Source organism: Pseudomonas sp. GZD-209 (assembly GCF_049310485.1).
Lineage (GTDB): Bacteria > Pseudomonadota > Gammaproteobacteria > Pseudomonadales > Pseudomonadaceae > Aquipseudomonas > Aquipseudomonas sichuanensis.
On record NZ_JBMOWQ010000245.1, the window covers coordinates 15,619 to 27,549 of the forward strand.

Sequence of the window (11,931 nt, forward strand, 5' to 3'; positions counted from 1 at the left end):
TGCATGATCAGGCCCGTCCTCAAAGATGAATCGACAGCCCATCGGCCAGCGACTGCCGATAGGCGCGCCAGGCCGGCACGCTGCCCATCAGCAGCGCTGCGCCGAGGATGACCCCCAGCAGCGTCCACTCATGCGCACTCGGCCATTCCAACGGCAGGTACAGCCCGTAGTTGGCCTGCACATAGCCCTGGGCGAGGGCGATCCCGGCATACAGCAAGCCCAGCCCGGCGGCGATCCCGGCCACCGCCAGGGCCAGTGCTTCGAGCACCAGCAACCCGGCGATGTGCCACGGCCGGGCCCCCACCGAACGCAGGATGGCCATCTCCCGGCGGCGTTCGTTGAGGCTGGTGAGGATCGCCGTGAGCATGCCGATCAGCCCGGTCAGCACCACGAACAGCGACACCACGAACAGCGCCTGCTCGGCCGTGCCCATCAGGCTCCACAGCTCTTGCAGCGCCACGCCGGGCAGGATCGCCAGCAGCGGCTCGTTGCGGTACTCGTTGATCTCGCGTTGCAGGCTGAAGGTGGCGATCTTGTTGTTCAAGCCGAGCATGAACGCGGTGATCGCCGCCGGTTGCAGGTCCATGCCCCGCGCCTGCTCGGCGCTGATGCGCCCGGCACCGCGCGCCGGCACGCCGTTGTGCCAGTCGATGTGGATCGCCTCCATGCCGGCCAGGCTGATGTGCAGGGTGCGGTCCACCGGGGTGCCGGTACGCTTGAGCACGCCGACCACGGTGAATGGCTTGTCGTCGTGCTTGACCAGGCTGATGGCGGCTACACCGTGGGCCAGCACCAGTTTGTCGCCGAGCTTGTAGTGCAGCGCGTCGGCCACTTCGGCCCCCAGCACCACTTCGAACGGGTCGTCGGCGAAGGGCCGGCCCTGGCTCAGCTCGAGGTGCTGGCGGCGGCCGTACTGATAGTGCGCGAAGTAGTCGCCGGTGGTGCCCATCACCCGGTAGCCGCGGTGCGAGTCACCCAGGGAAATGGGGATGGCCCACTTGACCCGTGGGTCCTTGGCGTATTGCTGGTAGCTGTCCCAGCGAATGTTGTTGGTGGCGTTGCCGATGCGGAACACCGAATACAGCAGCAGGTTCACCGAGCCCGAACGGGCGCCGACGATCAGGTCGGTACCGCTGATGGTGCTGGCGAAACTGGCGCGGGCTTCGGTGCGCACCCGCTCGACGGCCAGCAACAGGCACACCGACAGGGCGATGGCGAAGGCGGTGAGCAGGGCGGTGAAACGGCGGTTGGCCAGGCTGGCCAGGGCAAGGCGGAGCAGGTACATCAGGCCTCCCGGGGCGTGGCGGCGCGGTTGAGTTCGGCCAGGGACAGGTGACGGTCGAACAGCGGTGCCAGGCTCTGGTCATGGCTGACGAACAGCAGGCTGGAGCCGGCCGCGCGGCATTCGTCGAACAGCAGGCGGATGAAGGCTTCACGGGTGTCGGCATCGAGCGCCGAGGTGGGTTCGTCGGCGATCACCAGTTCGGGTTGGCCGATCAGCGCCCGGGCGGCGGCGACGCGTTGCTGCTGGCCGATCGACAGGCTGCCGGCACGGCGGGCAAGCAGGTCGGCGTCATGCAAACCCAGGTGCGCCAGCAGGTGCGCGGCGGCCTGGTCGACGCTGCCATGGCGCTGGCTGGCGCGCTCGGCACGGGACTTCGAGAAGCGGCAGGGCAACTCGACGTTCTCGCGCACTGACAGGAACGGCAGCAGGTTGAACTGCTGGAAGATGTAGCCGGTGTGGTCGACCCGAAAACGGTCGCGGGCGCCCTGGCTCAAACTGGCCAAGTCCTGGCCGAGCAGCTGGATACGCCCCTGGCCCGGGCGGTTCACCCCGCCCAGCAGGCCGAGCAGGGTGGTCTTGCCGCTGCCGCTGGGGCCCTTGAGGAACAGCGCCTCGCCGGCTTCCAGGCGGAACTCGCGGATATCCAGCAACGGCGCCTGGCCGGGCCAGGCGAACACCAGGTCATGCAGCTCGATCAGCGCCTGGCTCATTCAGAACGCGACCACGGCCTTGGCCGCAGTGGCCTCGACGCCTTTCTGGCCGTTCGGGCCGATCAGTTGCACATTGATCTTCTGGGTCTGCGGGAAGGCCTTGAACAGCGGGCCAAGGTCGAGCTGGGTGAGCTTGGCCGGGGTGGCGCAGCTGAACTGGTAATGGGCGTTCACATCGGCGTGCTGGTGGCCGTGCTTGTGTTCGTGCGCGTCGCCATCGTCGTCGGCATGGGCGGCGTCGCCGAACAGCGGGCTTTCCAGCTCTTGCGCTTCATCCTTGCAGCCGGCGGCCTGGGCCAGGCCGAACAGCTTCAGCGGTTGTTCCAGCTGCTGGCGCGCGGCGGCGACCTTGGCCTTGTCGGCATCGGTGCTGGCGGCGTGCTCGAAGCCGACCAGGTTCATGGCCGGGCTGTCCAGTTCCAGCTCCAGGGTGTTGCCGTCGAGCACCACGTTGAGCTTGGCCACGCCATGCTCATGGGCGGCGAGGGTGCCGTGATCATGATCATGCTCGTCGTGGGCATGGGCCACGGCCAAGGGCAGCAGGGCAAAGGGCAGGGCGAGCAGCAGACGACGCATGAACGGCTCCAGGGGCGGCTTGGAATGATTTGGTAATGTTATAACAATTTTTCTGCGCCTCGCCAGTCTGCCTGGCACAGGTTTCATGTTCGTGGGAGCATGACGCCATTCAGCCCTGGTACGAGGAAGGCAGCGTGAGAATTCGTGGACAGATCGGTGAATGGCCGGTGGACTTGACCATTGAACTGGCGCCGGAAGAGTGGGCGCAGTTGGGGCGTGGGCTGGAGCAGCCCGCGCTGGTCGAAAACACACCGGTGAGTGCCAGCCCCGTGCCGCGCCAGGATGACGGGCAGTGGATGGCCGCGCGTGATGTGTTGCGCCAGGCCGGGCAGATGAGCGGGCCCGAGTTGCTCGATCGCCTGGAAGGGCTGACCGGCAGCACGGCGGCGGGCAAGCGCCTGCTGGTGCGGCTGCGGCACAGCAGTGAGGTGAAGGTGGAAAGCGGCGTGGATGCGCCGATGTATCACTGGGTGGGGTGAGCACACGAATCGCGGGGCAAGCCCGCTCCCACGGGTTCAGGGTGGGGTGAGCACATGCATCGCGGGGCAAGCCGTTCTCGTAGCCACGGTTACGCTGGAACAGCTTGAGCAGCCCGTCCAGCGCCGCTTCGTACTGCTGGCGCGCCAGTTGCTGGATGCACAGCTGGTAGCTGGCCTCGTCATCTTGCGGGTTCTGCGCCAGGCGGCTTTTCAGCTCGGCGGCTTCCGGCAGGCTGGCGGCCTGGCGCAGGAAGGTCAGCTGGGCCTTGGCGCCGGCCAGGGCTGCTTTGTGCTCGTCGGTTTTCACCGCGTCCAGCACCACTTGCGCCTCGCCCAGCTCACCGCGTTCGGCCAGGCAGCGGGCGTACAGGATCAGCGCCTCGGCGTTGCTGTTGTCTTCACCCAGCAGCACCTGCAGCAGCGCTTCGGCCTCGCTGAAGCGGCTCTCGGCGAACAGCGCCTTGGCCTGCTCCAGTGGCGCGGCGGTTGGCGCTGCGGGCATCTGCACATGGGGCTCGAGCATGGTGCGGATGGCCGACTCGGGTTGGGCACCGGCAAAACCGTCGACCGGCTGGCCGTCCTTGAACAGCACCACGGTCGGCAGGCTGCGGATGCCGAACTGGGCCACCACCTGCTGCTCGACGTCGCAGTTGATCTTGGCCAGCAGCAGCTCGCCCTGGTAGCCCTCGGTGATCTTCGCCAGCAGCGGCATCAGCGCCTTGCACGGCGCGCACCACTCGGCCCAGAAGTCGACCAGGACAGGTTTGTGGAAGGAGTTCTCGATGACCAGTTGCTGGAAGGTGGCATCGGTGGCATCGAAGATGTACTGCGTTTCCTGGCTCATCGTGACTCTCGCAAACGTGAATGCCCCACTATAAAGGCTCGCGGCTGGCGTGGTACAGGCTGACCCGGCGGAATTCGTGCGGCTCGGCCAGGTCCGGCAGGGTCAGGGCTTCGAGCACGCCCAGCGGGCGGTATTGCGGGTGGCTGAAGTCGCGCACGCGCGAATCCGCCACCAGTGCCTGGCGGCCACGGCTGAGGAATTCATCCAGCAACGGCAGGTTGGCGCGGTCGTACAGCACATCGGCGACCAGGATCAGGTCGAAGCGGTCGGCCTCGGCGAAGAAGTCGCTGCTGTAGTTCAGCGCCACGCCATTGAGCGCGGCGTTGGCGCGGCAGGCGTCGAGGGCCAGCGGGTCGAGGTCGCAGGCCACCACCTCAAGCGCGCCCGCGCGGGCCGCAGCGATGCCGGCAATGCCGGAGCCGGCGCCGAAGTCCAGCACGCGCTTGCCGCGCACCCACTCCGGGCGCTCGGCCAGGTAGCGCGCCATGGCCAGGCCGCTGGCCCAGCAGAAGCTCCAGTAGGGCGGCTCTTCGAGGATGCGTCGGGTTTCCTCGCTGCTGAATTCACGGTCCATGTTCTGGTCGTCGATCAGCCAGAGTTTCAGTGCGCACCCAGGCAGCTCGCTGACCACCAGGCGCGCTTCGCCGATCAGGCCGCTCAGGGCCTGTTGCAGGGCGTGCGGTGCCATTTACGGGGCCTTTTCGAAACGCAGCGGGCCAGTGGCCTGGGTTTCGGCCTGGGCGATGCGCACCGGTGGCAGGTGCATGATCAACTGGCCGGACTGGCTGGCACGGCCACGCAGCTCCACGCGGGCCCCGGCGGGGAAGGCCTCGGGGTTGAAGCGCAGTTGGTAGGGCAGGGCCTGGCCGGTGCCGGTCAGGGTGCTGCTGGCCAGCAGCTGTTGCGGGCGGCCACGGTCGTCGATGACCAGCAGTGCCAGTTCGACGTCGGCGCCGGCGGGGATCTCCATCAGCGTGCCGCTCAACTCGCGCTGGTAGGCCGGCAGCGGGCCGAGTGGCTGGGCTTTCTTCGCCACCTTGGCCGGCACGGGCGCCGGGGCCTGCTCAGGCTTTGGTCGGTCGCTGCCGCAAGCGGCGAGCAGGGCGGCGGCGCACAGCACGACGAGCGCTCGATAGTGCATGGTGTAGTCCTTGGCGGGCAGAATTGCATGGATGGTAGCTTGTCTTGCCAGTGCAATGCGCTACCATGGCCCTCCCTTTTTTTGTTGCCTGCCACCATGCACTGTCCGTTTTGCGGTGCCAACGACACCAAGGTCATCGACTCGCGCCTGGTCGCCGAGGGCGAACAGGTTCGTCGCCGTCGCGAATGCGTCGCCTGCGGCGAGCGTTTCACCACCTTCGAAACCGCCGAGCTGGTTCTGCCACGGCTGATCAAGCAGGACGGCACTCGCCAGCCCTTCGATGAAGACAAACTGCGTGCCGGCATGCAGCGCGCGCTGGAGAAGCGGCCGGTCAGCGTCGAGCGCCTGGAAGCGGCGCTGGCGCATATCAAGAGCCGCCTGCGCGCCACCGGCGAGCGTGAAGTGAAGTCTCTGGTGGTCGGTGAGCTGGTGATGGCCGAGCTGCGCAAGCTCGACGAAGTCGCCTATATCCGTTTTGCCTCGGTCTACCGGCGTTTCCAGGACCTCGACGAGTTCCGCGAAGAAATCGACCGCCTGGCCCGCGAGCCAGCCAAAGAGTAAGCATGACCAGCCAAACCGCCATTCTCGACGCCCACTACATGGCCCGGGCCGTGGAACTGGCCCGCAAGGGCCTCTACACCACCCACCCCAACCCACGCGTAGGCTGCGTGATCGTGCGCGATGGCGAGGTGGTCGGCGAAGGCTGGCACGTGCGCGCCGGCGAGCCCCATGCCGAAGTCCACGCCCTGCGCCAGGCCGGCGAGCGCGCCCGTGGCGCCTGTGCCTACGTCACCCTCGAGCCTTGCAGCCACCATGGCCGCACGCCGCCGTGCGCCGAGGCGCTGGTCAAGGCCGGTGTGGCGCGGGTGGTGGCGGCCATGCAGGACCCCAACCCGCAAGTGGCCGGCAATGGCCTGCGCCGCCTGCAGGAAGCCGGGATCGAAGTGGCCAGTGGCGTGCTCGAAGCCGAAGCCCGTGCCCTCAACCCCGGTTTCCTCAAACGCATGGAGCACGGCCTGCCGTTCGTTCGCGCCAAGCTGGCGATGAGCCTGGACGGGCGCACCGCCATGGCCAGCGGCGAAAGCCAGTGGATCACCGGCCCCGCCGCCCGCTCGGCGGTGCAGCGCCTGCGCGCGCGCTCCAGCGTGGTACTGACCAGCGCCGCCAGTGTGCTGCAGGACAAGGCACGGATGACCGTACGCGCTGAACAACTGGGCCTGGACGCCGAACTCACGGCCCTGGCCATGTCGCGCCCGCCGCTGCGGGTATTGATCGACGGCCGCCTGCGCCTGCCACTGGATGCGCCATTCTTCCAGGCCGGCCCGGCGCTGGTGATCACCGCCGCCGGTGAAGATCCGCGCTATGCCGCCGCTGGCCATGAATTGATCAACCTGCCCGGCAGCGCTAGCCAGGTCGACCTGCCGGCGCTGCTGCGTACCCTGGCCGAGCGCGGCGTCAACGAAATCCTGCTGGAGGCGGGCGCCGGTCTGGTCGGTGCCTTCGCCCGCCAGGGCCTGGTCGACGAGTTCCAGCTGTTCGTCGCCGGTACCTTCCTCGGCTCCGCTGCCCGCCCGCTGCTGGACTGGCCGCTGGCGCAGATGAGCGAGGCGCCGCGGCTGAAGATCACCGAAATGCGCGCAGTCGGCGATGACTGGCGAGTCACTGCCATCCCCCTGCCGGCCCCCGGCGTATAATGCCGGGCTTGCCCCGCGCAGCCTGTCTTTGAGGAGAACAGCATGTTCACCGGCATCATCGAATCCATCGGCACCATCCGCAGCATGACCCCCAAGGGCGGTGACGTGCGCGTTTATGTAGAAACCGGCAAGCTCGACCTGGGCGACGTCAAGCTCGGCGACAGCATCGCCGTCAACGGCGTGTGCCTGACCGCCGTCGAACTGCCCGGCGACGGCTTCTGGGCCGACGTCAGCGTCGAGACCCTCAAGCGCACCGCCATGGTCGATCTGAAGAGCGGCAGCCGGGTCAATCTGGAAAAGGCCCTCACGCCCACCACCCGCCTGGGCGGCCACCTGGTCAGCGGCCACGTCGACGGCGTCGGCGAGATCGTCTCGCGGGCCGATAACGCCCGCGCCATCCAGTTCCGCGTACGCGCACCCAAAGAGCTGGCCAAGTACATCGCCCACAAGGGCTCGATCACCGTCGACGGCACCAGCCTGACGGTCAACGAAGTCGATGGCGCCGAGTTCGAGCTGACCATCGTCCCGCACACCCTGTCCGAAACCATCATGGCCGACTACCGCGCAGGGCGTCGGGTGAACCTTGAGGTCGACCTGCTGGCCCGTTACCTGGAGCGTCTGCTGCTGGGCGACAAGGCTGCCGAGCCGAGCAAGGGCAGTGGCATTACCGAAAGCTTCCTGGCCGCCAACGGCTTCTTGAAATCCTGATTGAGAAGGGGGTGCCGCGTGGCGCTCAACAGCATCGAAGAACTGGTTGAAGACATCCGCCAGGGCAAAATGGTCATCCTCATGGATGACGAAGACCGCGAGAACGAAGGCGACATCATCATGGCGGCCGAATGCTGCCTGCCTGAGCACATCAACTTCATGGCCAAGCACGCCCGTGGCCTGATCTGCATGCCGATGACCCGCGAGCGCTGCGAAACCCTGAAGCTGCCGCTGATGGCGCCGCGCAACGGTTCCGGCTTCGGCACCAAGTTCACCGTGTCGATCGAGGCCGCCGAGGGTGTCACCACCGGCATCTCCGCCGCCGACCGCGCGCGCACCGTGCAGGCCGCCGCTGCCAAGGACGCCAAGGCCGAAGACATCGTCAGCCCTGGCCACATCTTCCCGCTGATGGCCCAGCCCGGTGGTACCCTGGCCCGCGCCGGCCACACCGAAGCCGCCTGCGACCTGGCGCGCATGGCCGGTTTCGAGCCGAGCGGGGTGATCTGCGAAGTGATGAACGACGACGGCACCATGTCGCGTCGCGCCGAACTGGAAGTGTTTGCCGCCGAGCACGGCCTGAAGATCGGCACCATCGCCGACCTGATCCACTACCGCATGATCCACGAGCGCACCGTTCAGCGGGTTTCCGAGCAGCCTATCGAGAGCGAGCTGGGTGAATTCAACCTGGTCACCTACCGTGACGCGGTGGAAGGCGACGTGCACATGGCCCTCACCCTCGGCAAGATCTGCGCCGAAGAGCCGACCCTGGTACGGGTGCACAACATGGACCCGCTGCGCGACCTGCTGATGGTCAAGCAGCCGGGCCGCTGGAGCCTGCGCGCGGCCATGGCCGCCGTGGCCGAAGCTGGCAGCGGCGTGGTGCTGCTGCTGGGCCACCCGCTGGACGGCGACGTGCTGCTGGCGCACATCCGCGAAAGCGCGGGCGATGCGCAACCCAAGGCACCGACCACCTACAGCACCGTTGGCGCCGGCTCGCAGATCCTGCGCGACCTCGGTGTGCGCAAGATGCGCCTGATGAGTTCGCCAATGAAGTTCAATGCGATATCCGGATTCGATCTGGAAGTTGTAGAATACGTGCCCTCCGAGTGACTTGAGGCGGCTTGATCGCCTTCCAACTCGAGTCAAAACCCTCCCGAGGCCGCCACAGCGCGGCCTCGCTCTTGAAGATGAGAACTCAAGAATGACCCTGAAGACCATCGAAGGTACCTTCATCGCCCCCAAAGGTCGCTATGCTTTGGTGGTTGGCCGCTTCAACAGCTTCGTCGTCGAAAGCCTGGTAAGCGGTGCAGTCGATGCCCTGGTACGCCACGGCGTCAGCGAAAGCGACATCACCATCATCCGTGCCCCGGGCGCGTTTGAAATCCCGCTGGTGGCACAGAAAGTCGCCCAGCAAGGCAACTACGACGCGATCATCGCCCTGGGCGCCGTGATCCGTGGCGGTACCCCGCACTTCGAATACGTGGCGGGCGAGTGCACCAAGGGCCTGGCCCAGGTGTCCATGGAGTTCGGTGTTCCGGTGGCCTTCGGCGTGCTGACCGTCGACTCCATCGAACAGGCCATCGAGCGTTCCGGCACCAAGGCCGGCAACAAAGGTGCTGAAGCTGCCCTGTCCGCTCTGGAAATGGTCAGCCTGCTGGCGCAGTTGGAGGCCAAGTGATTAGCGACGAAAGCGATCGTTTCAACCCGCGCGATCCGAAACCTGCGGATGCCGGCAAGCCCTCGAAGAGCGCCAAGCGTCGCGAAGCCCGCAAGCTCGCCACCCAGGCCCTCTACCAGTGGCACATGGCCAAGCATTCGCTGAACGAGGTCGAAGCGCAGTTCCGGGTCGACAACGATTTCACCGATATCGACGGCGCCTACTTCCGCGAGATCCTGCACGGGGTCCCGGCGAAGAAGAGCGAAATCGACGAAGCACTCAAGCCTTGCCTGGACACCCCGCTCGAAGAGCTCGACCCGGTCGAACTGGCGGTTCTGCGCCTGTCCACCTGGGAGCTGATCATGCGCGCCGACGTACCGTACCGCGTGGTGATCAACGAAGGTGTGGAGCTGGCAAAAGTGTTCGGCGCCACCGACGGTCACAAGTTCGTCAACGGCGTGCTGGACAAGCTGGCTCCGCGTCTGCGTGAGGCAGAAGTCAAGGCGAACAAGCGCTGATTGCGCGCCTGCCAGCCATGGGTGAGTTCGAGCTGATCAGCCATTACTTCGCCGCCGCGCCCTGTGCGCAGGGCGGCGAAGGCGTGGCCCTGGGCATCGGCGACGACTGCGCCTTGCTGGACATTCCCGCCGGCGAGCAGCTGGCGATCTCCACCGACACCCTCGTGGCCGGTGTGCATTTCCCCGCAGTCTGCGACCCCTTGCTGCTCGGCCAGCGTGCGCTGGCCGTGGCGGTCAGCGACCTGGCGGCCATGGGCGCCACGGCGATCGGTTTCACCCTCGCGCTCACCTTGCCCCAGGTCGGCCCCGACTGGCTCGAAGGCTTCGCCGACGGCCTCGGGCGCATGGCCCGGCGCTGCGGCATCAGCCTGATCGGCGGCGACACCACCCGTGGCCCGCTGAGCATCACCGTGACCGTGTTCGGCCGGGTGCCGGCCGGCCAGGCGCTGCGCCGCAGTGGCGCGCGCCCGGGCGACCTGCTGTGTGTCGGCGGCGATCTGGGCAATGCGGCCGGGGCGCTGCCGCTGGTGCTGGGCGAACGCGAGGCCATCGACGAGGTGGCTGGGCCGCTGCTTGAGCACTATTGGTCGCCGCTGCCGCAACTGCAGCTTGGCCAGCGCTTGCGTGGCCTGGCCACGGCGGCGCTGGATATCTCCGACGGCCTGCTGGCCGATTGCGGGCACATCGCCAAGGCGTCCGGCGTGGCATTGCAGGTGAACCTGGCACAGGTGCCAGTGTCCGGCGCCTTGCAGGCCTTGCTCGGCCATGAGGGGGCGTTGCACGCGGCGCTCACCGGTGGCGACGACTACGTGCTGGCGTTCACCGTACCCGAGGCGGCCCTGGCGACCCTGGGCGCTGGCGTGCACGTGATCGGCCATGTGCTGCAAGGCCAGGGCGTGACCCTGCGCGACCCGCAGGGCCGGGACATCACCCCGCAACAGCGGGGCTATCAACATTTCAGGGAGACACCGTGACCGACCACCCGAACCAGGTGCCTGCGGAGTTCGTTCCGCCTTCGGTCTGGCGCAACCCGTGGCACTTCATCGCCTTCGGCTTCGGCTCCGGCACCTTGCCCAAGGCCCCCGGGACCTGGGGCTCGCTGGTGGCGCTGCCGTTCATTCCGCTGTGGCAGATGCTGCCCGACTGGGGCTACTGGCTGCTGCTGGGCATCAGCATGCTGTTCGGTGTGTGGTTGTGCGGCAAAGTGGCCAATGACTTGCGCGTCCACGATCATGAAGGCATTGTCTGGGACGAAATCGTCGGCATGTGGATCACCCTGTGGCTGGTGCCGGAAGGCTGGCAGTGGCTGCTCGCAGGGTTCCTGATGTTCCGCTTCTTCGACATCCTCAAGCCATGGCCGATCCGCTGGGTCGACCGGCATGTGCATGGCGGGTTCGGGATCATGCTCGACGATATCCTGGCCGGCGTATTTGCCTGGTTGGGCATGCAGGTTCTGGTGTGGGCGGTGGCCTGAAACACAGGAGTGTTGTGATGGGCGTGAGGACTGTTGTACTGGCATTGATGCTGCTCGTCGCCCCGGCCGCCATGGCCCGCGAGACGCCCGCGCAGGTGCGCCTGGTCAGCGAGGAATGGCTCGACTACACCAACGCCGACGGCAGCGGGGTAGCCTGGGACGTGCTGCGCAAGGTGTTCGAGCCGGCAGGGGTCAAGGTCGTCACCCAAAGCGCGCCGTACAGCCGTGCAGTGGGCCTGGTCAGGCGTGGCGAGGCCGATGCCTGGGTCGGCTCGTACAAGGAAGAGAGCGACGACAACCTCTACCCGCGCTGGCACTTCGACATGGACCACATCTACGCCCTGGGCCTGGCCGGCAAGGCTCAGCCCACGCCCGAGAACGTCGGCCAGTATCGCCTGGCCTGGGTGCGCGGCTATGACTACGCCAGCTACCTGCCCAATGTGCACAACTTCCGTGAGGTCCAGCGCCGCGAGGGCATCCTGCCGATGCTCGAGCATGACCGGGTGGACTTCTACATCGATGCGCAGACCGAAGTCGACTACGTGCTTGGGCAGTCGCCACACCCCGAGCGTTTTCGCAGCACCCACGTCGCCGAACTGCCGCTGTACCTGGCCTTTACCCGTAGCGAGCAGGGCAAGGCCCTGAGTGCGCTGTTCGACAAGCGCATGGCCGAGCTGGTGCGCAGCGGTGAGTTGAAGCCGATCTTCGAGCGCTGGAAGCAGCCGTATCCGTTCAGCGCCGACAGCCAGCCGCATTGATGGCGGAGCTACGTGGGAGAGGGGGGGGGGGGGGGGGGGGGGGGGGGGGGGGGGGGGGGGGGGGGGGGGGGGAGGCAAAAAGACAAC

Annotated in this window: 15 protein-coding genes and 1 pseudogene; 10 read left to right on the forward strand and 6 right to left on the reverse strand. The window is 67.0% G+C overall.

Features of this window, described 5'->3' with window-relative positions:
• Positions 1–19 precede the first annotated feature (19 nt).
• From ACO6VM_RS24305 to ACO6VM_RS24315, 3 genes are read right to left on the reverse strand one after another with little or no spacing between them, the layout of a single operon-like run.
• A complete protein-coding gene (locus ACO6VM_RS24305; protein WP_401057987.1) occupies positions 20–1,285 on the reverse strand; it encodes an ABC transporter permease in 1,266 nt (421 codons plus the stop codon).
• Complete coding sequence (locus ACO6VM_RS24310) at positions 1,285–1,995, reverse strand: ABC transporter ATP-binding protein (protein ID WP_401057989.1); 711 nt, start codon at positions 1,993–1,995, stop codon at positions 1,285–1,287. Before ACO6VM_RS24310 ends, ACO6VM_RS24305 begins: the two co-directional genes overlap by 1 nt.
• A complete protein-coding gene (locus ACO6VM_RS24315) occupies positions 1,996–2,571 on the reverse strand; it encodes a DUF2796 domain-containing protein (RefSeq protein WP_401057991.1) in 576 nt (191 codons plus the stop codon). It abuts the gene before it with no gap.
• Between the two features lie 134 nt (positions 2,572–2,705).
• Here ACO6VM_RS24315 and ACO6VM_RS24320 point away from each other — a divergent pair, with 134 nt between their 5' ends.
• Positions 2,706–3,050 carry a hypothetical protein gene (locus ACO6VM_RS24320; RefSeq protein ID WP_401057992.1) on the forward strand — a complete coding sequence of 115 codons (345 nt, stop codon included), beginning with the start codon at positions 2,706–2,708 and terminating at the stop codon, positions 3,048–3,050.
• Between the two features lie 61 nt (positions 3,051–3,111).
• Here ACO6VM_RS24320 and trxA read toward each other — a convergent pair.
• From trxA to ACO6VM_RS24335, 3 genes and pseudogenes are all read right to left on the reverse strand, one after another.
• Positions 3,112–3,894: pseudogene (gene trxA, locus ACO6VM_RS24325) on the reverse strand (thioredoxin); the annotation flags it as partial.
• A gap of 28 nt (positions 3,895–3,922) precedes the next feature.
• Positions 3,923–4,582 (reverse strand): class I SAM-dependent methyltransferase, encoded by a 660-nt coding sequence (locus ACO6VM_RS24330; protein WP_125857273.1) that lies wholly within the window; start codon positions 4,580–4,582, stop codon positions 3,923–3,925.
• Positions 4,583–5,035 (reverse strand): YbaY family lipoprotein, encoded by a 453-nt coding sequence (locus tag ACO6VM_RS24335; RefSeq protein ID WP_258644362.1) that lies wholly within the window; start codon positions 5,033–5,035, stop codon positions 4,583–4,585.
• A 96-nt stretch (positions 5,036–5,131) separates the two neighbouring features.
• Here ACO6VM_RS24335 and nrdR point away from each other — a divergent pair, with 96 nt between their 5' ends.
• The 9 genes from nrdR to ACO6VM_RS24380 all read left to right on the forward strand — a co-directional run bounded on the left by nrdR (position 5,132) and on the right by ACO6VM_RS24380 (position 11,844).
• Entirely contained in the window at positions 5,132–5,596 is a 465-nt protein-coding gene (gene nrdR, locus ACO6VM_RS24340; RefSeq protein ID WP_016393425.1) for a transcriptional regulator NrdR, read from the forward strand.
• Between the two features lie 2 nt (positions 5,597–5,598).
• Positions 5,599–6,729 (forward strand): bifunctional diaminohydroxyphosphoribosylaminopyrimidine deaminase/5-amino-6-(5-phosphoribosylamino)uracil reductase RibD, encoded by a 1,131-nt coding sequence (gene ribD, locus ACO6VM_RS24345; protein ID WP_401057995.1) that lies wholly within the window; start codon positions 5,599–5,601, stop codon positions 6,727–6,729.
• Positions 6,730–6,771: 42 nt separating this feature from the next.
• A complete protein-coding gene (locus tag ACO6VM_RS24350; RefSeq protein WP_011531966.1) occupies positions 6,772–7,437 on the forward strand; it encodes a riboflavin synthase in 666 nt (221 codons plus the stop codon).
• An 18-nt stretch (positions 7,438–7,455) separates the two neighbouring features.
• Positions 7,456–8,547, forward strand: coding sequence for a bifunctional 3,4-dihydroxy-2-butanone-4-phosphate synthase/GTP cyclohydrolase II (gene ribBA / locus ACO6VM_RS24355; protein WP_110993351.1), 1,092 nt, complete (start codon positions 7,456–7,458; stop codon positions 8,545–8,547).
• A 91-nt stretch (positions 8,548–8,638) separates the two neighbouring features.
• A complete protein-coding gene (gene ribE, locus ACO6VM_RS24360) occupies positions 8,639–9,115 on the forward strand; it encodes a 6,7-dimethyl-8-ribityllumazine synthase (protein ID WP_110993352.1) in 477 nt (158 codons plus the stop codon).
• The gene (gene nusB / locus ACO6VM_RS24365; RefSeq protein ID WP_110993353.1) at positions 9,112–9,612 is read left to right on the forward strand and encodes a transcription antitermination factor NusB; all 501 of its coding nucleotides are present in this window, start codon (positions 9,112–9,114) and stop codon (positions 9,610–9,612) included. Before ribE ends, nusB begins: the two co-directional genes overlap by 4 nt.
• A gap of 17 nt (positions 9,613–9,629) precedes the next feature.
• Positions 9,630–10,586: a thiamine-phosphate kinase gene (thiL, locus tag ACO6VM_RS24370; protein WP_401057998.1), complete on the forward strand. Its 957-nt coding sequence runs from the start codon at positions 9,630–9,632 to the stop codon at positions 10,584–10,586.
• Positions 10,583–11,086 carry a phosphatidylglycerophosphatase A gene (locus ACO6VM_RS24375; RefSeq protein ID WP_023632630.1) on the forward strand — a complete coding sequence of 168 codons (504 nt, stop codon included), beginning with the start codon at positions 10,583–10,585 and terminating at the stop codon, positions 11,084–11,086. The genes thiL and ACO6VM_RS24375 overlap by 4 nt, the downstream gene beginning before the upstream one ends.
• 17 nt (positions 11,087–11,103) lie before the next feature.
• Positions 11,104–11,844 carry a substrate-binding periplasmic protein gene (locus ACO6VM_RS24380; RefSeq protein ID WP_401058000.1) on the forward strand — a complete coding sequence of 247 codons (741 nt, stop codon included), beginning with the start codon at positions 11,104–11,106 and terminating at the stop codon, positions 11,842–11,844.
• The last annotated feature ends 87 nt before the right edge of the window (positions 11,845–11,931 follow it).